This is a genomic window from Streptomyces cinnabarinus (assembly GCF_027270315.1).
GTDB classification, from domain to species: domain Bacteria; phylum Actinomycetota; class Actinomycetes; order Streptomycetales; family Streptomycetaceae; genus Streptomyces; species Streptomyces cinnabarinus.
Window position 1 is genome coordinate 2532008 of record NZ_CP114413.1, and the last position, 22258, is coordinate 2554265.

Below are 22258 nucleotides of genomic sequence, written 5' to 3' on the forward strand. Positions count from 1 at the left end.
ATCAGTCCAGCCAGACATAGCCCGCGAGCCGGCCTGTGGTCCGGTCGCGGCGGTACGAGAAGTGGTCGCCCGATTCGCGGGTGCACACCGGCGACTGCTCCCGGTCGCGCACCCCGAGCCGGTCGAGCTGCGCGTGCACTCCGGCGGTCACATCCACCGCGGGCGTGCCCCAGCTCGTCTCGGCGTGGGCCGCCGGCTCGATCGCGGAGACCTCGGCGCGCATCTCCTCGGGTACCTCGTAGCACCGGCCGCAGACCGCGGGCCCGGTGCGGGCGACGATCCGGGACGGTTCGGCGCCCAGTTCCGTCATCGCACGCACCGCGGCCGGGACAACCCCGGCGATCATGCCGGGACGACCCGCGTGAGCTGCGGCGACGACACCCGCGACCGGGTCGGCCAGCAGGACCGGGGTGCAGTCGGCGGTGAGGACGGCGAGGGCCAGTCCGCGTTCGGCGGTGACGATCGCGTCGACCTCCGGCACCGGCCGCTCGCCCCAGGGCCGGTCGACCACGGCGACGTCCTTGCCGTGGACCTGGTTCATCCAGACCACCCGGCCCGGCTCGATCCCCAGCGACTTGGCGGCCAGCTCCCGGTTGGTGCGCACCGCGCCGGGGTCGTCCCCGACCGCCCCGCCGAGGTTGAGCTCCTCGTACGGAACGGCGCTCACCCCGCCCCACCTGTCGGTGAAGGCGAAGTGCGCGCCGCTCACGGTGTCGCGCTGTCCTATCACTTCAGGAAGTCCGGCACGTCCAGCTCCTCGGCCGCGCTGTCCGAGTAGGACCGGGACGGCGGGACCGGCGGGGCGACCGGGAGGTCGGCGGCGGGCTCGGGAGCGGGCGCCGGCTCCTCCTTCGGCGTGACGCTGCCGAGCGAGCCGAAGGACGGGCGGCTCTCGGGCTGCCGTACCGGGGTCGGCTCCTCGCGCTTGGCCGAGGACGAGCCGAGGATGTTGTCCCGCTTGGCGGGCGGCTGGCCGCCGTCGAAGCCGGCCGCGATCACGGTGACCCGGACCTCGTCGCCGAGGGCGTCGTCGATCACCGCGCCGAAGATGATGTTGGCCTCGGGGTGCGCGGCCTCGCTGACCAGCTGGGCGGCCTCGTTGATCTCGAACAGGCCGAGGTCGGAGCCGCCGGAGATGGAGAGCAGGACACCGCGGGCGCCGTCGATGGACGCCTCCAGCAGCGGCGAGGAGATCGCCATCTCGGCCGCGGCCACCGCGCGGTCGTCGCCGCGGGCCGAGCCGATGCCCATCAGGGCCGAGCCGGCCTCGGACATGACCGACTTGACGTCGGCGAAGTCGAGGTTGATCAGGCCGGGCGTGGTGATGAGGTCGGTGATGCCCTGGACACCGGAGAGCAGGACCTGGTCGGCCGACTTGAAGGCGTCGAGCACCGAGACCTGGCGGTCCGAGATGGACAGCAGCCGGTCGTTCGGGATGACGATGAGGGTGTCGACCTCTTCGCGCAGCTCGGCGATGCCGTCCTCGGCCTGGTTGGCGCGGCGCCGTCCCTCGAAGGTGAACGGGCGGGTGACCACACCGATGGTGAGGGCGCCCAGCGAGCGGGCGATGTTGGCCACGACCGGCGCGCCGCCGGTGCCGGTGCCGCCGCCTTCACCGGCCGTCACGAAGACCATGTCGGCCCCCTTGAGGACCTCCTCGATCTCCTCGCGGTGGTCCTCGGCGGCCTTGCGGCCGACGGCCGGGTTGGCTCCGGCGCCGAGTCCGCGGGTGAGTTCACGGCCGACGTCGAGCTTGACGTCGGCGTCGCTCATCAACAGCGCCTGTGCGTCCGTGTTGATGGCGATGAACTCGACACCCTTGAGACCGACCTCGATCATCCGGTTGATGGCATTGACACCACCGCCGCCGACACCGATGACTTTGATGACTGCGAGGTAGTTCTGCGGTGCTGCCACGTCGAAGGCCTCTCGCCTCGATTACGTGTCGCCGGACCTGCGAAGCTGTGCTGCCCCGTGATCCGGACGACTGATGCCGAATGGGCCGGTCCGTAGCGCCGACCCGAACCCTAACGCTGAAGTTTAGGGTTACCAGTGTGTCCGTTCCTTGAAGTCTTCTGAACAGGACACTAAGTCGACAAGTGGCGCCCGTTCAACGAACACGCCGAACCTCCCGTTTTTCTTTTCACCCTATGTGATCAGCCGTAGCAGTGCCCAACCAGGGTGCTGGCCTGCGCGGATGTGCGTCAACTCCCCGCTGACGCGGGGGCGGTGGGAACGCTGACATCGAAGTGCCGCGCACCCGGGGAGGCTTTCATCAGGGCGCTGAGTGTGCGAGCCTTCGCCGCACCCTTCTCGGAGCTGCCCCAGTCGACGGTCCGGCCGTCGGCCAACTCCAGCGAGATCTCGTCGTAGGAACGGACCTTGACGGTCCGGGTGTCCCGCGCGACGGCGGCCGGAACGGCGCCGGCGACCCGGACCGCCTCGCGCACCAGCCGGTCCTCGCCGAAGCGGCGCAGGCTGGCGGCGGCGGAATCGGACGAAGAGGGCGTCAATTCCAGTGCGGGAACGCCTTTTGGAGCTACAGAAACCGTGGCGAAACGGACACCTTCTCTGTCCACTTCGACGAAGTTCCCGCCCTTTCGCACAATCAGAACCGCGGTTCGCTCGGTCACTTTCAGCCCGATTTCATCGGGCCAGGAACGGCCCACGTCCACCACGTCAATTCGCGGTAGTTTCCGCTTCAGTCGTGCCTCGATGGCTTCGGTGTCGACCGAGACCAGCGGCGAGCCGACCGGTACGTCGGCGGCCTCGCGCACCTGCTCGGGGGTGAGCACCCGGGTCCCGGACACCGTCACGCGCTCCAGGCGCAGCCAGTCGGAGCCGTACAACACCCAGACGCCGCCCGCCCCGAGGAGCACCAGCGCGACGGCGAGGATGATGATCATACGAAGCCGTGGTGGCCGCACCCGCCGGGCAGCGGGCGGGCCGGACGACTGCTGTTGACGTTCCCCGCGCTCGGCGGTCGTCGATCCGGCCACGCTGCCTGCCCTCCGTCGTACGTCCTAGCGTCGGTGCGAGGCGATCGCCTCGTACACCATGCCGACGAGCAGCTCGTCGGCGTCCCGGCGGCCGAACTCGCTGGCGGCGCGGGACATCTCGTACAGCCGGTGCGGGTCGGCGAGCACGGGCAGGACGTTGTGCTGCACCCACTCGGGGGTGAGCTCCGCGTCGTCGACCAGCAGTCCGCCGCCCGCCTTGACCACCGGCTGGGCGTTCAGCCGCTGTTCGCCGTTGCCGATGGGCAGCGGGACGTAGGCGGCCGGGAGTCCGACGGCGGAGAGTTCGGCGACGGTCATCGCGCCCGCGCGGCAGAGCATCATGTCGGCCGCGGCGTACGCGAGGTCCATCCGATCCAGGTAACTTACCGGGATGTACGGGGGCATTCCCGGCATCTGCTGCACGTGCGGCAGTTCGTTCTTCGGGCCGACCGCGTGCAGGATCTGGATCCCGGCCTGCTGGAGCCAGGGCGCGACCTGCTGGACGACCTCGTTCAGCCGCCGGGCGCCCTGGGAGCCGCCGGAGACCAGCAGGGTCGGCAGGTTGGGGTCGAGGCCGAACATCGCGCGGGCCTCGGGACGCACCGCGGCCCGGTCCAGGGTGGCGATGGAGCGGCGCAGCGGGATGCCGATGTACCGGGCGTCCCGCAGCTTGCTGTCGGGGGTGGAGACGGCGACCCGGGCCGCGTAGCGCGAGCCGATCTTGTTGGCGAGCCCGGGGCGGGCGTTGGCCTCGTGGATCACGATCGGCACACCGAGGCGCTTGGCGGCCAGATAGCCGGGCAGCGCGACATAGCCGCCGAAGCCGACCACGGCGTCCGCCTTGGTGCGCTCCAGGATCTGCTCGGCGGCCTTGATCGTGCCGCGCAGCCGGCCCGGGACGGTGATCAGCTCAGGGGTCGGCTTGCGGGGCAGCGGGACGGCCGGGATCAGCGCCAGCTCGTAGCCGCGCTGCGGGACGAGCTGGGTCTCCAGGCCGCGCTCCGTGCCCAGGGCCGTGATCCCCACGGTCGGGTCCTGCCTGCGCAGGGCGTCCGCGAGGGCGAGCGCGGGCTCGATGTGGCCCGCGGTTCCTCCGCCGGCGAGTACGACATGCACCGAAATTCACCGCTCTCCGGACGAACGCGCCACCGAGGCGCGCCGTCGCATCGTGTTCCATCTCCGGGGCTCCCTGGTCGCAGCAGAGCCCCGCGCACCCCGCTTTCTACCAAAGCGGGGTTGCCGCATCGAAAGCGCCGCCCGCGCAGCGGGCTCATCGCGCGCGAAGGCGATCAGCAGCCCGATGGCGAACATGGTCGGCAGCAGGGCGGACCCTCCGTAGGAGAACAGCGGGAGGGGGACACCGGCGATCGGCAGCAGACCGAGCACCGCACCGATGTTGATCACCGCCTGCGCGGTGATCCAGGTGGTCACACCTCCCGCGGCGTACCTCACGAAGGGGTCCTCCGTGCGTCCGGCCACGCGGATACCCGCATAGCCTAGAGCCGCGAAGAGGGCGAGCACCGACAGCGTCCCCGCCAGGCCCAGTTCCTCACCGGTGACGGCGAAAATGAAGTCGGTGTGGGCTTCAGGCAGTTGTCCCCATTTCTCCACACTCGCTCCGAGCCCGGAGCCGAAGATCCCGCCGGACGCGAGCGCGTAGATGCCGTGCACCGCCTGCCAGCAGCTGTCCCCGGGACCGGGGTCGGTGGCGCCGATGCACTGGAGGCGGGCCATCCGGTTCGGGCTGGTCCTGATGAGGAGCAGGCCGATCAGGCCGGCGATCGACAGGACCCCCACGAACAGCCGGGTCGGCGCACCCGCCAGCCAGAGCAGCCCGAACAGGATCGCGGTGAGGATGATCGCCGTACCCATGTCGCCGCCGAGCATGATCAGTCCGAGCAGCATGAAGGCGACCGGGACCAGCGGCACCAGCATGTGCTTCCACTGGGTCAGCAGCTTCTTGTCCTGCTTGCGGGCGAGCAGGTCCGCGCCCCACAGGACGAGCGCGAGCTTGCCGAACTCGCTGGGCTGGAGCAGGAAGGGGCCGCCGACGGAGATCCAGTTCTGGTTGCCGTTGACCGAGACCCCTATCCCCGGCACCTGCACCAGCGCCATCAGGAAGACCGCGCCCGCGATGATCGGATAGGCCAGTGCCCGGTGCAGTTTGACCGGCATCCGGGAGGCGGCGAACAGCAGTCCGGCGCCGATCAGCGCGGCCAGGGACTGCTTGCGGAAGAAGTACGACCCCGGCAGCGACATCTGCAGCGCCTTGATCTGGGAGGCCGAGTAGACCATCACCAGACCCAGCACGGTGATCAGCAGACTGCCGCCGAGGATCAGGTAGTAGGCGGTCAGCGGCCGGTCCCAGGCCTTCTTGGCGCGGAGGTAGAGCTGCCGGAAGGGGTTCTCGCGCGGGCGCCGGGGGGCGGCGGGACGTCGGGCGGCTCGCTGGACCGGAGGGCGGCCCGTACGGCTACTGGACATCACCGGCTCCTCGCACCCGACCGCCGAACCCGAGCCACATCCGAGTCACCCCGTCCCTCCAAAGGGCCCCGAAGCACCCCAGATGGCCGGGACCCGCCGTCAGGCGTCGGTCCCGAGTTCGCGGACCGCTTCCGCGAACGCGTCGCCGCGCTTGTTGTAGTTGGCGAACATGTCCATCGAGGCGCAGGCCGGAGCCAGCAGCACCGTGTCTCCCGCGCCGGCCAGCCGCTGGGCCTCCTGGACCGCCGCGAGCATCGCCCCAGTGTCGGTCCGGTCGAGGTCGACGACGGGCACTTCCGGGGCGTGTCGCGCGAGCGCTTCGCGGATCAGCGCCCGGTCGGCACCGATCAGGACGACCCCGCGAAGTCGCTCGGCCGACTTGGTGACCAGCTCGTCGAAGGTGGCGCCCTTCGCCAGTCCGCCCGCGATCCACACGATGGACTCGTACGCCGCCAACGAGGCTTCCGCCGCGTGGGTGTTGGTGGCCTTGGAGTCGTCGATGTAGGCGACTCCGTCCACGTCCGCCACGTGCGCGATGCGATGGGCGTCCGGGGTGAAGTCCCGCAGCCCGTCCCGTACGGCCCTGGCGGGCACCCCGAAGGCGCGCGCGAGGGCCGCCGCGGCAAGGGCGTTGGCGATGTTGTGCGGGGCCGGCGGGTTGACGTCGGAGACCTCGGCAAGCTCCTGGGCGTTCTTCTGCCGGTTCTCCACGAAGGCGCGGTCGACCAGGATGCCCTCGACGACGCCGAGTTGGGACGGGCCCGGGGTGCCGAGGGTGAAGCCGATGGCCCGGCAGCCCTCCTCGACGTCCGCCGCGCGCACCAGGTCCTCGGTCGCCTTGTCGGCGGCGTTGTAGACACAGGCGACGCGATTGCCCTCGTAGATACGGCCCTTGTCGGCGGCGTACGCCTCCATCGAGCCGTGCCAGTCGAGGTGGTCGGGGGCGAGGTTCAGCACGGCCGCGGAGTGGGCGCGCAGCGAGGGCGCCCAGTGCAGCTGGTAGCTGGAGAGTTCGACCGCCAGGACGTCGTACTCCTCGTCCCCGAGGACCGCGTCCAGCAGGGAGACGCCGATGTTGCCGACCGCCGCCGTGCGCAGGCCCGCCGCCTTGAGGATGGCGGCGAGCATCTGGACCGTGGTGGTCTTGCCGTTGGTGCCGGTGACGGCGAGCCAGGGCGCCGCGTCCGGCCCGCGCAGGCGCCAGGCCAGTTCGACATCGCCCCAGATCTCCAGGCCGGCCGCGCGGGCCGCCTCGAACAGCGGCTTGTCCGGCTTCCAGCCGGGCGCGGTGACGATCAGTTCGGTGCCCTCGGGCAGGGTGGCGCCGTCGCCGAGGCGGACGGTGACGCCCAGTGCCTCCAGCTCCGCGGCCTGTGCACGCGCGCGTGCGTCGTCGCCGTCGTTGACGACCGTGACGATCGCCCCGCGCGCGTGGAGCACCTTCGCCGCCGGGATGCCGGAGACGCCGAGCCCGGCGACGGTGACGTGCTTGCCCTGCCAGTGGAGAGGCTCCGAGGAGGTCACTTTTCCGCTGCCCACCCTGCGTAGAAGAGACCCAGGCCGACGATCACGCAGATGCCCTGGATGATCCAGAAACGGACCACCACGAGCACTTCGGACCAGCCCTTGAGTTCGAAGTGGTGCTGGAGCGGCGCCATCCGGAAGACGCGCTTTCCGGTGAGCCGGAAGGAGCCGACCTGGATGACCACCGACATGGTGATCAGCACGAACAGACCGCCCATGACGGCCACCAGCAGCTCCGTGCGGGAGCAGATGGCCAGACCCGTCAGGACACCGCCGAGAGCGAGCGAACCGGTGTCACCCATGAAGATCTTGGCCGGCGACGTGTTCCACCACAGGAAGCCGAGGCAGGCGCCCATCAGCGCGGCGGAGATGACGGCGAGATCCAGCGGATCGCGCACTTCGTAACAGGCGTTGGGGCTGGGCAGGATCTGCGCGTTGGCGCAGGACTCCTGGAACTGCCAGACGCCGATGAAGGTGTAGGCGCCGAAGACGAGCACGGAGGCGCCGGTGGCCAGACCGTCCAGGCCGTCCGTCAGGTTCACGCCGTTCGACATCGCGAGGATCATGAACAGCGCCCAGATGACGAACAGCACCGGTCCGATCGTCCAGCCGAAGTCGGTGATGAACGACAGCTTCGTGGAGGCCGGGGTGTTGCCGCGGGCGTCCTCGAACTGCAGCGCGAGGACCGCGAAGGAGACACCGACGAGCAGCTGTCCGGCCATCTTCGCCTTGGCCCGCAGACCCAGCGAACGCCGCTTGACGATCTTGATGTAGTCGTCGAGGAAGCCGACCAGACCCATGCCGACCATCAGGCCGAGCACCAGCACACCGGAGTAGGTCGGCGGCTTGCCCGTGATGAGCTTCGACAGGAAGTAGGCGGCGACCGTCGCCAGGATGAAGGCGATACCGCCCATCGTCGGCGTACCGCGCTTGCTCGCGTGCTCACGCGGGCCGTCGTCCCGGATGTACTGGCCGTAGCCCTTGCGGGCGAGCAGCTTGATCAGCAGCGGGGTGCCGATCAGCGTGAGGAAGAGGCCAATGACTCCCGCGAACAGGATCTGGTTCATCATCGGGCGGCAACCTCACCCTCGGCACCGGTCTCGACGAGCGCCTGCGCCACGCTCTCGAGGCCGACCGAACGGGACGCCTTCACGAGTACGACATCCCCCGGGCGCAACTCGCTGCGCAACAGGTCGACCGCCGCCTGTGCGTCGGACACGTGCACCGACTCCTCACCCCACGAACCCTCGTTATATGCGCCCAGTTGCAGCCAGGACGCTTCCCTGCCCCCGACCGCGACGAGCTTGCCGACATTGAGCCGGACGGCGAGCCGTCCGACCGCGTCGTGCTCGGCGAGCGCCTCGTCCCCGAGCTCGGCCATCTTGCCGAGCACCGCCCACGTACGACGTCCCTTGCCCATCGCCGCGAGCGCGCGCAGGGCGGCTCGCATGGACTCGGGGTTCGCGTTGTAGGCGTCGTTGACGACCGTCACGCCGTCCGGGCGCTCGGTGACCTCCATCCGCCAGCGGGAGAGGGTGCCCGCCTCGGAGAGCGCGGTGGCGATCTCTTCCGCGGACATGCCCAGCTCGTGGGCGACGGCGGCCGCGGCGAGCGCGTTCGACACGTGGTGCTCACCGTACAGGCGCATGGTCACTTCGCTTGCACCGGAGGGTGTGTGAAGCATGAAGGAAGGCTGTCCGCTGTCCGTGAGTCGCACGTTCTCGGCGCGTACGTCCGCTTCGCCGGACTCTCCGAAAAGGAGCACCTTCGCCTTCGTACGGGAGGCCATGGCCCGGACCAGGGGGTCGTCCGCGTTGAGGATCGCGGTGCCGCCGTCCCCCGCCGACGGGAGCGCTTCCACGAGTTCGCCCTTGGCCTCGGCGATCTGCTCGCGGCCGCCGAACTCGCCGATGTGGGCGGTGCCGACGTTGAGGACCAGGCCGATCCTGGGCGGGGTGAGTTCGGTGAGGTAGCGGATGTGGCCGATACCGCGGGCGCCCATCTCCAGGACGAGGAACTTCGTCTCCCCGGTGGCGCTGAGCGCGGTGAGCGGCAGCCCGATCTCGTTGTTCAGCGAGCCGGGCGTGAACACGGTCGGCGCCTTGCGCTGAAGCACCTGGGCGATCAGGTCCTTGGTGCTGGTCTTGCCCGCGGAGCCGGTGAGGGCGACGAGAGTGGTGCCGAGTTCGGCGACGACGTGCCGGGCGAGGGCGCCGAGGGCCCGCTGGACGTCGTCCACGACGATCGCGGGCACGCCGACGGGCCGCGAGGCGAGCACGGCCGCCGCGCCCGACTCGACGACAGCGGCCGCGAAGTCGTGGCCGTCGACGCGCTCGCCGACGAAGGCGACGAAGAGGCTGCCGGGCCCCGCCTCACGGGAGTCCCGGACGACCGGTCCGGTGACCCGTACCGACGGATCCGGTATGTCGTACGTCTGCCCGCCGACGACTTCTGCGATCTCGGCGAGAGAGAGGGCGATCACAAGTTCATCCCTGGGTCTGCTGGATAGCTTCGCGAAGCACCTGGCGGTCGTCGAAGGGACGCACCACCCCGGCGATGTCCTGCCCCTGCTCGTGGCCCTTGCCCGCGACCAGCACGGTGTCCCCGGGCCGTGCCCGGGCGACGGCGGCGGCGATCGCGGCGGCCCGGTCCTCGAAGACCTGGACCTCACCGCGCTCGTGCTGGGGCACCGAGGCCGCGCCCTGGAGCATGGCCGCGAGGATCGCGAGGGGGTCCTCGGAGCGGGGGTTGTCGGAGGTCAGTACGGCCGTGTCGGCGAGCCGGGCCGCGGCGGCGCCCATCGGCGCCCGCTTGGTCGTGTCCCGGTCGCCGCCGCAGCCGAGCACGATGTGCAGCTTGCCCTCGGTGACCTTGCGCAGGGCGCGCAGAACCGATTCGACGGCGTCGGTCTTGTGGGCGTAGTCCACGACCGCGAGATAGGGCTGGCCCGCGTCCACCCGCTCCAGCCGGCCGGGCACCCCGGGAACGGCGGCGATGCCGTCGGCGGCTTGCTGCGGGTCGAGGCCCGCGACGGCCAGGGCGACGATCGAGGCGAGGGTGTTGGCCACGTTGAACGGTCCGGCCAGCGGCGAGCGGGCGCTGATCCGCTCGCCCTTGGGGCCGATGACGGTGAACGCCGAGTCCATGGGCCCCACCTGGACGTCCTCGGCGCGCCAGTCGGCGTCGGGGTGGCCCTCGGCGGAGAAGGTGACCACGGGGACCGTGGCCTCCTTGGTGAGCCTGCGGCCGTACTCGTCATCGAGGTTGACCACGCCGAGCCTGCTGCGTTCCGGCGTGAACAGCTGCGCCTTGGCCCGGAAGTAGTCCTCCATGTCGGAGTGGAACTCCATGTGTTCCGGGCTGAGGTTGTTGAAGACGGCGATGTCGAAGACGCAGCCGTCGACCCGGCCGAGGACCAGCGCGTGGCTGGAGACCTCCATGGCGACCGCCTCGACCCCGCGCTCGCGCATGACGGCGAACAGGGCCTGGAGGTCGGTGGCCTCGGGCGTGGTGCGCTCGGACTTGATGCGCTCGTCGCCGATGCGCATCTCGACCGTGCCGATCAGTCCGGTGGACCGGACCGTCTTCAGGCCGCCCTCGACGAGATAGGCGGTGGTGGTCTTGCCGGAGGTTCCGGTGATCCCGATCTGGAGCAGATCGCGGCCGGGGTGACCGTAGATCGTGGCCGCCAGTTCGCCCATCTGCCCGCGCGGATCGTCCACCACCAGCACGGGCAGGCCCGTGGCGGCGGCGCGTTCGGCGCCGGTCGGGTCGGTCAGTACGGCGACCGCGCCGAGGCCCGCGGCCTGGGTGACGAAGTCGGCGCCGTGCAGCCGGGCACCGGGCAGGGCGGCGTACAGGTCGCCGGGGCGGACGGCGCGCGAGTCATGGGTGATGCCCGTGACCTCCGCGTCCTGGCCCGGCCGTGCGGCACCCAGCTGGTCGGCGAGCTCCGCGAGGGGTGTGGCGGAGACCTGGACCGGCCGGGGCGGCCCGGGATATGTCACGGGTGCGCCCTTCTGGGTGGTTTGGGACTGATCAGCGTGTGGCACGGCGGTGAGCGTACCGGGCGCACCCGCCTCGGAGCGAAGCGAGGCGGCGGACGGTCCGTGGTTCCGGGGATCAGGGGTGATCGTTGTCACGAGGTGGTTCCTGGCTGCTCGGTACTGATCAGGGTGTGAAGGTGACCGGGAGGTTGGCGGCCGCGGCCCCGGTCGGCGGGACCTGGAGGGTCTTCAGGGCGAACTCCATGACCTTCTTGTAGACGGGCCCGCAGATCTGGCCGCCGAAGTAGCTGCCCTTGGTGGCGTTCTGGATGGCGCAGTAGACGGTGACCCGGGGCTGGTCGGCGGGCGCGAACCCGGCGAACGAGGAGGTGTAGCCGCGGTACTTGCCGGTGGCCGGATCCACGCGGTTGGCCGTACCGGTCTTGCCCGCGACCCGGTAGCCGGGGATACGCGCCTTGGTGCCGGTGCCCTCCCTGTCGTCCACCACCGACTCCAGCATCTTGGCGAGGGTCTTCGCCGTCCCGGCGCTCACGACCCGTGTCTTACCTGGCTTCTCGGCGGGGGTGAAGCGTCCGTCGGGCCCCTTGGTGCCGCGGACGAGGGTGGGGTCCACGCGGACGCCGCCGTTGGCGATCGTCGAGTAGACGGAGGCGGCCTGCATCGCGTTGATGGAGACGCCCTGGCCGAAAGGAATCGTGTACTGCTGCGAGGTCGACCACTCCTCGGGCGGCGCGAGGATGCCCTTGGTCTCGCCGGGGAAGTCGAGACCGGTGTGGCTGCCGAGGCCGAACTTGCGCAGGTAGGAGTAGAGGACCTTGTTGGCCTCCTGCTGCGTCTCGCCGAGCTGTCCGGTGGCCAGGATGGTGCCGATGTTGCTGGACTTGGCGAGCACGCCGTTGAGCGTGAGGTACCAGGTGGGGTGATCGATGTCGTCCCGGAAGAGCCGGTCGCCGCGGTGCAGCCGGTTGGGCACCACGACATGGGTGTCGGGGGTGGCCGCGCCCTCTTCGAGTACGGCGGCCATCGACATCACCTTGGCCGTGGAGCCGGGCTCGTAGGCGTCCTCCAGGCTCCAGTTGTGCAGGGAGGCGCCGTCGGCCTTGGAGAGGTCGTTGGGGTCGAAGCCGGGTGAGTTGGCCATGGCGAGGATCTCGCCGGTCCTGGTGTCCTGGACGATCACATAGCCGCGGTCGGCCTTGGACTCCTTCACCTGCTCGCTGATGGCGTTCTGCGCGGCCCACTGGATGTCGCGGTCGATGGTGAGCTCGACATCGCTGCCGGGCACCGCGGGCGTCTCGGTGGATCCGGCGGTCGGCACCTGGCGGCCGCCGGACTGGGCGTAGCGGATCTTGCCGTCCTGGCCGGCCAGCTCCTGCTCCAGCTGCCGCTCGACCCCGCCGCCGCCCTTGCCGTCGTAGTTGACCCAGCCCAGTATCCCGGCGGCGAGGTCGCCGTTGGGGTACACGCGCTTGCTGCTGGCCACCGAGAAGACGCCCGCGAGGGCGTTGACGGTGCCCGGGTCGGACTCGGCCTTGGTGGCGAGGGCGCTCTTGAGGTCCTTGATCTGCTTCCAGACCTGCGGGGTCTGACGGCGGGCGAGCAGGACGTACTGTCCCTTCGCCCTGAGCTTCTTGGCCAGGGCGGCCTGGTCCTGGCCGAGGATCGGCGCGAGCAGCGCTGCGGCCTGCTCCGGTCCGTCGGAGGTCTTGAGGGCCTTGCGCGTGAACATCGTGGGGTCGGCCGTGATGTCGTACGCGTCCACGCTGGCGGCGAGCGCCACGCCGTTGCGGTCGGTGATGCCGCCGCGCTCGGCGGCCAGGGTGTAGCCGACGTACCGGTTCTTCTCGGCCTTGGCGGCGTAGGTGCCGGCGTCGACGGCCTGGACCTGCAGGAGCCGTACGACGAAGGCGATCAGGACGAGGGTCAGCGCCAGGCTGACCATGCGCAGCCGGGGGCGGGGGCTGCCGAGCCGGAGGGCTTGGGGGGCCGCGGGCCGGGGCTGCGCCGGGCGGCGGGCCGGGCGGGCGCCGGGGCCAGGGGTGCGCCGGTTCGCGGGACGGTCGGGCCGGGCGGGTCCTGGCACCCGGCGGCGCGGCGGTTGCTTGCCTGAATCGGCCACTCTTCCGTCACCTGCCGGGGGTCGTCGGGGTCGGGGACGTGGTCACGAACGCCTCGGGGGCCAGGACCAGCGGATTCTGTACGACGCCTCCGCGGGCGCCGGCGGGGGCCGGGGCGGGGACGCCCTTGACGGTGCCGTCGGGGTCGAGGAAGACGGGGTCGCCGCCCGGCACCATGCCCAGCTCACGGGCCCGGCGCTGGAGGGCGTCCGGCGCGGAGTAGGCGTCGACGTCCCGCTGGAGCCCCTGTTCCTCGTCGGTGAGGCTCTTGGTGTCCTTCTGGAGGTCGTCGAGCCGGAACGCGCCCTCGCTGAGGGCGGAGTTCAGCACCAGCAGCCCGATGAGACCACCGCCGAGCAGTAGGACGACCAGGAGCACGAAGGGGGTGCGGGCGGCCTGTCCCGGTCCGGCCGGGAGGAGCCGGGCGAGCCGGGCGGCCCTGCCCCTCAGTTCGGGTTTCCTACTCACCGGCCCCGCCTCGGTTGGAGTTTCCTACTCACTCGTCCTCCCCGTGAGTGCGGGTCACTCGACGTCCTCCCTGATGCGCTCCGCCCCGCGCAGTCGCGCCGGTGCCGCCCGGCGGTTCTCGGCGACCTCTGCCTCGGTGGGAAGTTCGGCACCGCGCGTGAGCAGCTTGAGCCGCGGCTGGTACTGCTCGGGGACCACCGGCAGCCCGGGCGGCGCCGTGGTGGCGGCGCCGGCCGCGAACACCTGCTTGACCAGCCGGTCCTCCAGCGAGTGGTACGACAGCACGGCGATCCGGCCGCCCACGGCGAGGGCCTTCACGGCGCCCGGGATCGCCCGCTCCAGGACGGACAGCTCGCCGTTGACCTCGATGCGCAGCGCCTGGAAGGTGCGCTTGGCGGGGTTGCCGCCGGTGCGCTTGGCGGCCTGCGGCAGCGCGTCCCGGATGAGCTCCACGAGCCGCGCGCTGTTGGAGAACGGCTCCTTGTCGCGCTCGCGCACGACGGCGGCCACGATCCGCTTGGCCTGCTTCTCCTCGCCGTACGCGCGCAGGATCCGCACCAGCTCGCCCGCGGGGTAGGTGTTGAGGACCTCGGCGGCGCTGATGCCGGTCGTCTGGTCCATGCGCATGTCGAGGGGGGCGTCCTGGGCGTAGGCGAAGCCGCGGTCGGCCTCGTCGAGCTGCATGGAGGAGACGCCGAGGTCGAACAGCACGCCCTGTACGCGCGGGATGCCGAGTCTGGTCAGTACCTCGGGCAGCTCGTCGTAGACGGCGTGCACCAGGGTGGCCCGCTCGCCGAAGGGGGCGAGCCGCTCGCCGGACAGGCGCAGGGCCTCCTTGTCCCGGTCCAGGGCGACCAGGCGGGCCTCGGGGAACTGCTGGAGGAGGGCCTCGCTGTGGCCGCCGAGGCCGAGCGTGCAGTCGACGACGACCGCTCCGGGCGCCTGGAGGGCGGGGGCCAACATGTCCAGGCACCGCTGGAGCATCACCGGGACATGTCGACTGTTGCTCAAGGGGCCCTCTCAGGTCCGGCGGGCGGTACGCACCGCCGGGTCCCCGCCCGCTCGTGAAGGGGAGGCCCGCCGGCGCCAAGAGCGTCAGCCGGCCGGGAGCGGGAGGAGGCCGAGCCGTACGTACGCGCCGCGCACGTGGGGAGATCTCCGGCGGGCGCGCCGGGTCCTACGGGAAGTTCAGTCCAGCAGGGAGGCCTCGCCTCCCGCTTCGCGTCACTTTAGTCCACCCTGTCTCGCGGTCAATCAACCGGCCTGCGCGTCGTGGCCCGGGGTCGGCGCGAAGCCGGGTGCCGGGGAATTTCACTCCTACAGGCGCACTCGTACCCCCCTTGTGGGTTAGCTCACAACAGGGCTCAATGACGTTCTTTGTCCCCTCTCACACAGGGACGGGAGCGGAGGTGACCAGTACCGTCATGACTATGACGACTTCTGCATCGGTTCCCGCAGGTCCCCACGGCGCCATCGCCGACGGCGGCACGGTCACCGACCGTCTCGTCGAGGCGAACGGGCAGTACGCCGCGGCGTTCACCGATCCCGGCATGGACGCCCGCCCGGTCCTGCACGTCGCCGTCGTGGCCTGCATGGACGCCCGGCTCGACCTGCACGCCGCGCTCGGCCTTGAGCTCGGCGACTGTCACACCATCCGTAACGCGGGCGGCGTCGTCACCGACGACGTGATCCGCTCCCTCACCATCAGCCAGCGGGCGCTCGGCACCCGCAGCGTCGTGCTGATCCATCACACGGGCTGCGGTCTGGAGACCCTCACCGAGGAGTTCCGGCACGACCTGGAGATGGAGGTCGGCCAGCGTCCGGCCTGGGCCGTGGAGGCCTTCCGGGACGTCGACCAGGACGTACGTCAGTCCATGCAGCGCGTGCGGACCTCGCCGTTCCTGGTCCACACCGACGACGTGCGCGGCTTCGTCTTCGATGTGCGGACCGGCCTGCTGCGCGAGATCGACCCCGCGTAACCTCCCCCTGAACCTGTCGTTTCGCTGTTGATTTCCGACTCCGGGGCGCCCAAAAGGCAGTAAAACCCGACATATCGCAGGCACTTGTCCACAGGCGAGTGACACGAATCGGTAACGGCAGCAAGAATGCGAGTGTGGCGTCACACGGAACTTTCCACGTGTGGTGTCCGTGTTTCGGGGTGGGCCGGTCCGCATCGCAGAGCGTCGGCCCGGAAAGAACGGGCCGAGGAGGGCCGGGTGACGACCTATGACGATCGAGCGAGCCTCACTGATCTGACTGCCACCGTGGAGCGTGTCCGCAGTTCGGTGGAGGGAGTGATCGAGGGCAAGCCCGAGGTCGTACGGCTTTCGCTGACCGTACTGCTCGCCGAGGGACATCTTCTGATCGAGGACGTCCCCGGCGTGGGCAAGACAATGCTGGCCAAAGCGCTGGCACGGTCGATCGACTGCTCGGTGCGGCGAATTCAGTTCACCCCCGACCTGCTGCCCTCGGACATCACCGGTGTGTCCATCTGGGACCAGCAGCAGCGGGATTTCGAGTTCAAGCCGGGTGCGATCTTCGCGCAGATCGTGATCGGCGACGAGATCAACCGCGCCTCGCCCAAGACCCAGTCCGCGCTGCTGGAGTCCATGGAGGAGCGGCAGGTCACCATCGACGGGCAGACCTATGAGCTGCCCAGCCCCTTCATGGTGGTGGCCACCCAGAACCCGGTCGAGATGGAGGGCACCTACCCGCTGCCCGAGGCCCAGCGCGACCGCTTCATGGCCCGGGTCTCCATCGGCTACCCGAGCGCGGAGGCCGAGCTCCAGATGCTCGACATCCACGGCGGGGTGAACCCGCTGGACGACCTCCAGCCGGTGGCCCACGCGCACGACATCGTGAAGCTGATCGACGCCGTCCGCGGGGTCCATGTCGCCGAACCGGTCCGGCGCTACGCCGTCGAGCTGGTCGCCGCCACGCGTAACCACCCGGACCTCAGACTCGGCGCCTCCCCGCGCGCGACGCTGCATCTGCTGCGCGCGGCGAAGGCGTCCGCCGCCCTGAGCGGCCGGGAGTACGCCCTGCCGGACGATGTGCAGGCCCTCGCCGTGGCCGTACTGGCCCACCGGCTGCTGCCCACCGCCCAGGCCCAGCTCAACCGCCGTACGTCGGAGCAGGTGGTGCAGGAGATCCTGCAGCGCACCACGGTGCCCTCCGCTCCCCAGGCGGGCGGCCTGGGCGGCCTCGGCCGCGGCACCCCGGCGTATCCCCAGCAGCCGCCGCGGAGGCTGTGATGAGCACCGGGGGGACGGGGCACGCGGAGGCCGACCGGGGTGAGCAAAGCGGCGTGCGCACCGCGCTGTCGGGTCTGACCACCCGCGGCCGCTCCTTCCTGGCCGCCGGAGTGGCGGCCGCGATCTGCGCGTACGTCCTCGGGCAGAGCGATCTGCTGCGGGTGGGCCTGCTGCTCGCGGTGCTGCCCCTGGTCTGCGCGGGCGTCCTCTACCGCACCCGCTACCGGGTGGCCGGCAGCCGCCGGCTCTCCCCCGCGCGGGTGCCCGCCGGCAGCGAGGCCCGGGTCCATCTGCGGATGGACAACGTCTCGCGGCTGCCCACCGGCCTGCTGATGCTCCAGGACCGGGTGCCCTACGTCCTCGGCCCGCGCCCCCGCTTCGTGCTGGACCGGGTGGAGGCGGGCGGCCGCCGCGAGGTCTCCTACCGCGTCCGCTCCGACCTGCGCGGCCGCTATCCGCTGGGCCCGCTCCAGCTGCGCCTGAACGACCCGTTCGGCATGTGCGAGCTGACCCGCTCCTTCTCCACCCACGACACCCTCACGGTCATCCCGCGCGTGGAGCCCCTGCCCCCGGTCCGCCTCAGCGGCGAGGCCAAGGGGTACGGCGACGGGCGGCAGCGTTCGCTGGCCCTGGCCGGCGAGGACGACGTCATCCCGCGCGGCTACCGCTACGGCGACGATCTGCGCCGGGTGCACTGGCGCTCCACCGCCCGCTACGGCGAGCTGATGGTGCGCCGCGAGGAGCAGCCGCAGCGCGCCCGCTGCACGGTGCTGCTGGACACCCGGGGCCTGGCCTTCGAGGGCGCGGGCCCGGACGCCGCCTTCGAGTGGGCCGTGTCGGGCGCCGCCTCCGTGCTGGTTCACATGCTGGAGCGGGGCTTCTCGGTCCGGCTGCTGACCGACACCGGCAGCTCGGTGCCCGGGGAGGGCGCCGACGGTTTCGCCGGGGCCAACCAGGAGTCGGCCGACGCGGCCGGGCTGATGATGGACACCCTCGCGGTGATCGACCACTCCGACGGCACCGGCCTGTCCCGCGCCTACGACGTGCTGCGCGGCGGGAACGAGGGGCTGCTGGTGGCGTTCTTCGGCGACCTCGACGAGGAGCAGGCCGCGGTGGCCGCCAAGATGCGCCAGCGCAGCGGGGGCGCGGTCGCCTTCCTGCTGGACAGCGAGACCTGGGTGCGGGAACCGTCCGACACGGCCCAGCCGTTCGACCGGAGCGAGGAGCGGCTGCGGATGCTGCGGGAGTCGGGCTGGACGGCCCTGAGCGTGCCGCGCGGCGCCCCGCTGAACGAGTTGTGGCGCCAGGCGGACCGTGAGCGCGCGGGCGTCGTCGCCGCCAGTGGTGGGGAGGGACCGGCATGAGCGGGCGGGCACGACTGGCACTGTGCGCCGCCGTGGCCACACTGGCCGCAGCCTGCGCCCTGCTCCCCCTCGTCGACGAGCCCACCTGGCTCTTCCAGGCGACGCTCCTGCTGGCCGTGCAGACGGGCGTCGGCCTGGCGGCCCGCCGGGTGCCACTGGCCCGCTCGCTGACCGTCGCCGCGCAGGCCCTGGTCACGCTGATGCTGCTGACCCTCGCCTTCGCGCGGGAGCAGGCGCTGTTCGTCCTGGTACCGGGCCCGGAGGCCTTCACCCACTTCGCCGACCTGCTCCAGACGGGCACCGACGACGTCAGCCGGTACGCCATCCCGGCCCCGCTGTCCGACGGCATCCGGCTGATGCTCGTCGGCGGGGTGCTGGTAATCGGCCTGGCGGTGGACACCCTCGCGGTCACCTTCCGCAGCGCGGCCCCGGCGGGCCTGCCGCTGCTGGCGCTGTACTCGGTGGCCGCCGGGCTGTCCGAGGGCGGCGCCGACTGGCTGTGGTTCCTGGTCGCGGCGGCCGGCTATCTGATGCTGCTGCTGGCCGAGGGCCGGGACCGGCTCTCGCAGTGGGGCCGCGTCTTCGGCGGCGCCCCGCGCACTCCGGGCGCCGAGCCCGGCGCGGTGGCACCGGTGCGCACCGGACGGCGGATCGGCGTGGTCGCGCTCGGCATCGCCCTGGTGGTGCCGCTCGGGCTGCCCGCGATGAACGGCGGCCTGTTGGACGGCGCGGGCACCGGGGTGGGCTCGGGGTCCGGCAGCGGCGGCACCATCTCCGCGGTGAACCCGCTGGTGTCCCTGCGCGACAGCCTGAACGTGGACGAGGACCGCCAGGTCCTCTCCCTGCGCACCAACACCAACGACCTGTCCAACATGTATCTGCGGATCGTGTCCCTGGACGACTTCGACGGCACCACCTGGAAGCCGTCCAAGCGGAACATCACCGCGGTACCGGACGACTTCCCCACCCCCATGGGGCTGAGCCCCGACATCAAGCGCACGGAGATCGTGACCCGGGTCTCGGCGGCGAACTGGTACGCCCAGGACTGGCTGCCGATGCCCTACCCGCCGAGCGGTGTGGACATCGAGGGCAACTGGCGCTACGAACCGCTCGGCATGACCCTGGTGGGCGACCACGGCCAGAACACCCGCGGCATGACCTACACCGTGCGCAGCCTCGATGTGCAGCCCACGGCGGCGCAGCTCGACTCGGCGCCGGAACCGTCGGCCGCGATCAAGCGCGAGTTCACCAAGCTGCCCTCGTCGCTGCCGGAGGAGGTCGCGCAGACCGCCCGCGAGGTCACCGACGGCGCCAACAGCCACTACGAGCAGGCCGTCAAGCTCCAGGAGTACTTCGCCGTCACCGGCGGCTTCCAGTACGACACCGACGTGCAGGTCGGCAGCGGCTCCAACGCGATCGTCCGGTTCCTGCGGGACAAGCAGGGCTTCTGCGTCCACTTCTCCTTCTCGATGGCGGCGATGGCCCGCTCGCTGGGCATACCGGCACGGGTGGCGGTGGGCTTCGCGCCGGGCACCCCGGAGAGCGACAAGTCGGTGTCGGTGGGCCTGAAGGACGCCCACGCCTGGCCCGAGCTGTACTTCGAGGGCGTCGGCTGGACCCGCTTCGAGCCCACCCCGACCCGCGGCTCCGTCCCGTCGTACACGCAGACGGACACGCCCGGCACCACTCTGCCGGACGTGGGGCGGCCGACGCAGTCGGCCAGCGCGGCGCCGAGCGAGGCGCCCTCGGAGAGCGAGAGCTGCGCGGCGGGCGGGAACCCGGAGCTGTGTGCGGGCGAGTCCGCGCCGGCCGTGCCGACCGCGGACGACGACGGCCCGAACTGGTACACCGCGCTGGCCTGGTCGCTGGCCGGTCTGGTGGCCCTGCTGATCCCGCTGTCACCGATGCTGTGGCGGTTGCGGACCCGTGCGGTACGGCTCGGGGCGCACGGCCGGAGCGAGGCCGACGCGGCCCCGCACATCCTGGCGGTCTGGCAGGAGCTGACCGACACGGCCTGGGACTTCGGGATCGCGCCGGACGACTCGCAGACCCCGCGCAAGTCGGCCGCCCGGATCGTCCGGCTCGGACATCTCGATCCGGAGGCGGCGGCCTCGGTGCACCGGCTGGCCGACGCCGTGGAGCAGGTGCTGTACGCGCCGCGGCCGCGGCCGACCGCCGGGCTCGCTCAGGACGTCCGCCGGGTGGTGGCCGCCCTGCGGACCACGGTCAGCCGGGGCACCCGGATTCGAGCACTCTTCATGCCACGTTCGACCGTGCGTGTGGTGTGGGCGGCGGCTGAGTGGTGGAGCGGGGTCAAGGCGCGGGTCTCCGCGGCCGGGCCGCGGCTGCGGAAGGCGTCGGGGCAGCAGGGCTGACACAGCACGGCTGAAACGGCACGAGAAGGCCCGGGCGGGTGATCCCGCCCGGGCCTTCCTCGTGTTCTCGTCGTGTTCCCGTCACCGATGTGAGGGCGTGCGTGAGGGGGCGACCACCCCGCGGTGGTCGCCCCCTCACGTATGTCCAGGAGCTGCGGCTCTTGTTGCGCTAGTGGCCCTGTTCGTCGCGGCGCCGCTGCCAGCGCTGCTCGATCCGGTCCATCATGGAGCGCTTGGTCCGACCCTGACGGCTGGCCTGCTGACCGCCTGCGGGCTGTTCACCCGGCTTGGGGGCCTTGCGCCAGCCGGTCACGGCGAGTACCGCACAGGCCAGCATGACGAGGAACCCCACCACGCTGAGCCAGACCTGCTTGGCGACCATTCCAGCCATGAGGAGCGCGATACCCACGAGGAAGCCGGCGACCGCCTGATACACCCGGCGACGGGTGTACGTGCGCAGCCCGCTTCCCTCAAGCGCTGTCGCGAACTTGGGATCTTCGGCGTACAGCGCTCGCTCCATCTGCTCGAGCATGCGCTGCTCGTGCTCCGAGAGCGGCACGGAGTCCTCCTCATCGTGCAGTCGCCGGGGCGACCCGGGGGGTCCCTTCAGGATAGGCAGGGAATCGCCCCCGTGAAACCCGCCCCTCTACGCCAATTGGCCAACCGGGCTCCGGCATGTACGTCCCGGTCGCTGAGATCTTCATTCCCCAGCGGCCGACCCGTCATGCCGGAACGGTCTCCCTCGATCATACGGCGCTGAGCGCCCGATCGGGGGGCCTGTGGCGTACTCCATGTGCAGTCAAGTCCCTGATCAGCGACGCACCCCAGGAGCGGGCTCAGGCCCCGGAAGTCCCCCGCGTCTCACCGAGCACATGAAGCTGCGTGGCCACGGAGTGGAAGGCGGGCAGTTCGGCCGCCGCCTCCTCCAGCTTCAGCAGCGCCTCCAGGGCCCCGGGCTCGGTGTCCACCAGGACGCCGGGCACCAGGTCGGCGAAGACCCGCACGCCGTGCACCGCGCCGACGTTCAGGCCCGCTCCCTCGACCAGTTCGGTCAGCTGTTCGGCGGTGAAGCGGTGCGGCACGGGGTCACCCGCGCCCCAGCGGCCGTTCGGGTCCTCAAGGGCCTGCTTGGCCTCCTTGAAGTGGCCGGCGAGGGCGCGGGCCAGCACGGCGCCGCCGAGGCCGGCGGCGAGGAGGCTGAGGACGCCCTCCGGGCGCAGGGCGGCCACGGCGTTGCGGACGCCCTCGGCCGGGTCGTCGACGTACTCCAGGACGCCGTGACACAGCACCGCGTCGTAGCCGCCGCGCTCGACCACGTCGAACAGGCCGTGGGCGTCGCCCTGGACGCCCTGGACGCGGTCGGCGACGCCGGCCTCGGCGGCGCGGCGCTCCAGCGCGAAGAGGGCGTTGGGGCTGGGGTCGACCACGGTGACGCGGTGGCCGAGGCGGGCGACCTCCACGGCGAACTTGCCGCTGCCGCCCCCGGCGTCGAGGACGTCCAGCGCCTCCCGGCCGGTGGCCTTGACCTGGCGGTCGAGGGCGTCCTGCAGGACCTCCCAGACCACGGCGGTACGGAGAGAGGCGCGGGGGCGGCTCGGGTCCGACACGGCAGTTGACTCCTCGGAACAGGACGGCTTTCAGGCGGGTCCCACCCTATTGCCTTCGG

Annotated in this window: 18 protein-coding genes; 4 read left to right on the forward strand and 14 right to left on the reverse strand. The window is 71.3% G+C overall.

All coding sequences use genetic code 11. The annotated features are described in order from the left end of the window. Nucleotide 1 precedes the first annotated feature (1 nt). The 12 genes from pgeF to rsmH form a co-directional block, all read right to left on the reverse strand. On the reverse strand, nt 2-730 hold the full coding sequence (gene pgeF, locus STRCI_RS11435; protein WP_269658783.1) for a peptidoglycan editing factor PgeF: 729 nt from the start codon (nt 728-730) through the stop codon (nt 2-4). Continuing rightward, on the reverse strand, nt 727-1917 hold the full coding sequence (ftsZ, locus tag STRCI_RS11440) for a cell division protein FtsZ (RefSeq protein WP_015661075.1): 1191 nt from the start codon (nt 1915-1917) through the stop codon (nt 727-729). Before ftsZ ends, pgeF begins: the two co-directional genes overlap by 4 nt. 287 nt (nt 1918-2204) lie before the next feature. Beyond that, nucleotides 2205-2999 carry a cell division protein FtsQ/DivIB gene (locus STRCI_RS11445; RefSeq protein ID WP_269658784.1) on the reverse strand — a complete coding sequence of 265 codons (795 nt, stop codon included), beginning with the start codon at nt 2997-2999 and terminating at the stop codon, nt 2205-2207. 24 nt (nt 3000-3023) lie between these two features. Continuing rightward, nucleotides 3024-4115 carry an undecaprenyldiphospho-muramoylpentapeptide beta-N-acetylglucosaminyltransferase gene (gene murG, locus STRCI_RS11450; RefSeq protein WP_269658785.1) on the reverse strand — a complete coding sequence of 364 codons (1092 nt, stop codon included), beginning with the start codon at nt 4113-4115 and terminating at the stop codon, nt 3024-3026. Between the two features lie 6 nt (nt 4116-4121). Further along, complete coding sequence (ftsW, locus tag STRCI_RS11455; RefSeq protein WP_269658786.1) at nt 4122-5483, reverse strand: putative lipid II flippase FtsW; 1362 nt, start codon at nt 5481-5483, stop codon at nt 4122-4124. Between the two features lie 99 nt (nt 5484-5582). Beyond that, nucleotides 5583-7007, reverse strand: a complete 1425-nt coding sequence (gene murD / locus STRCI_RS11460; protein ID WP_269658787.1) for a UDP-N-acetylmuramoyl-L-alanine--D-glutamate ligase — start codon at nt 7005-7007, stop codon at nt 5583-5585. Beyond that, nucleotides 7004-8077 carry a phospho-N-acetylmuramoyl-pentapeptide-transferase gene (gene mraY / locus STRCI_RS11465; RefSeq protein WP_269658788.1) on the reverse strand — a complete coding sequence of 358 codons (1074 nt, stop codon included), beginning with the start codon at nt 8075-8077 and terminating at the stop codon, nt 7004-7006. Before mraY ends, murD begins: the two co-directional genes overlap by 4 nt. Then, on the reverse strand, nt 8074-9489 hold the full coding sequence (locus STRCI_RS11470; protein WP_269658789.1) for a UDP-N-acetylmuramoyl-tripeptide--D-alanyl-D-alanine ligase: 1416 nt from the start codon (nt 9487-9489) through the stop codon (nt 8074-8076). The genes mraY and STRCI_RS11470 overlap by 4 nt, the downstream gene beginning before the upstream one ends. Before the next feature lie 4 nt (nt 9490-9493). Beyond that, entirely contained in the window at nt 9494-11014 is a 1521-nt protein-coding gene (locus STRCI_RS11475) for a UDP-N-acetylmuramoyl-L-alanyl-D-glutamate--2,6-diaminopimelate ligase (RefSeq protein ID WP_269658790.1), read from the reverse strand. Nucleotides 11015-11177: 163 nt separating this feature from the next. Then, a complete protein-coding gene (locus STRCI_RS11480) occupies nt 11178-13133 on the reverse strand; it encodes a peptidoglycan D,D-transpeptidase FtsI family protein (protein ID WP_269658791.1) in 1956 nt (651 codons plus the stop codon). A 7-nt stretch (nt 13134-13140) separates the two neighbouring features. Next, nucleotides 13141-13599, reverse strand: a complete 459-nt coding sequence (gene ftsL, locus STRCI_RS11485) for a cell division protein FtsL (RefSeq protein ID WP_269658792.1) — start codon at nt 13597-13599, stop codon at nt 13141-13143. A 54-nt stretch (nt 13600-13653) separates the two neighbouring features. Continuing rightward, complete coding sequence (rsmH, locus tag STRCI_RS11490; protein WP_269658793.1) at nt 13654-14610, reverse strand: 16S rRNA (cytosine(1402)-N(4))-methyltransferase RsmH; 957 nt, start codon at nt 14608-14610, stop codon at nt 13654-13656. Between the two features lie 419 nt (nt 14611-15029). On the opposite strand from rsmH, the gene STRCI_RS11495 reads away from it, so the two are divergent. The 4 genes from STRCI_RS11495 to STRCI_RS11510 all read left to right on the forward strand — a co-directional run bounded on the left by STRCI_RS11495 (nt 15030) and on the right by STRCI_RS11510 (nt 20592). Then, nucleotides 15030-15578 carry a beta-class carbonic anhydrase gene (locus STRCI_RS11495; RefSeq protein WP_269658794.1) on the forward strand — a complete coding sequence of 183 codons (549 nt, stop codon included), beginning with the start codon at nt 15030-15032 and terminating at the stop codon, nt 15576-15578. 237 nt (nt 15579-15815) lie between these two features. After that, nucleotides 15816-16853: an AAA family ATPase gene (locus STRCI_RS11500; protein WP_269658795.1), complete on the forward strand. Its 1038-nt coding sequence runs from the start codon at nt 15816-15818 to the stop codon at nt 16851-16853. Then, nucleotides 16853-18217 (forward strand): DUF58 domain-containing protein, encoded by a 1365-nt coding sequence (locus STRCI_RS11505; protein ID WP_269658796.1) that lies wholly within the window; start codon nt 16853-16855, stop codon nt 18215-18217. The genes STRCI_RS11500 and STRCI_RS11505 overlap by 1 nt, the downstream gene beginning before the upstream one ends. After that, nucleotides 18214-20592 carry a transglutaminase TgpA family protein gene (locus STRCI_RS11510; RefSeq protein ID WP_269658797.1) on the forward strand — a complete coding sequence of 793 codons (2379 nt, stop codon included), beginning with the start codon at nt 18214-18216 and terminating at the stop codon, nt 20590-20592. The genes STRCI_RS11505 and STRCI_RS11510 overlap by 4 nt, the downstream gene beginning before the upstream one ends. Nucleotides 20593-20761: 169 nt before the next feature. On the opposite strand, the gene STRCI_RS11515 is transcribed toward STRCI_RS11510, so the two are convergent. Beyond that, nucleotides 20762-21151, reverse strand: coding sequence for a DUF3040 domain-containing protein (locus tag STRCI_RS11515; RefSeq protein WP_269658798.1), 390 nt, complete (start codon nt 21149-21151; stop codon nt 20762-20764). 277 nt (nt 21152-21428) lie between these two features. Beyond that, entirely contained in the window at nt 21429-22199 is a 771-nt protein-coding gene (locus tag STRCI_RS11520; RefSeq protein WP_269658799.1) for a methyltransferase, read from the reverse strand. Nucleotides 22200-22258: the final 59 nt, after the last annotated feature.

Bases quoted from the DNA above. Each gene is read 5' to 3' on its own strand.
- mraY (WP_269658788.1), bottom strand. From the start codon at position 8,077: ATGATGAACCAGATCCTGTTCGCGGGAGTCATTGGCCTCTTCCTCACG.
- STRCI_RS11495 (WP_269658794.1), top strand. From the start codon at position 15,030: ATGACGACTTCTGCATCGGTTCCCGCAGGTCCCCACGGCGCCATCGCC.
- STRCI_RS11505 (WP_269658796.1), top strand. From the start codon at position 16,853: ATGAGCACCGGGGGGACGGGGCACGCGGAGGCCGACCGGGGTGAGCAA.
- STRCI_RS11510 (WP_269658797.1), top strand. From the start codon at position 18,214: ATGAGCGGGCGGGCACGACTGGCACTGTGCGCCGCCGTGGCCACACTG.
- ftsW (WP_269658786.1), bottom strand. From the start codon at position 5,483: ATGTCCAGTAGCCGTACGGGCCGCCCTCCGGTCCAGCGAGCCGCCCGA.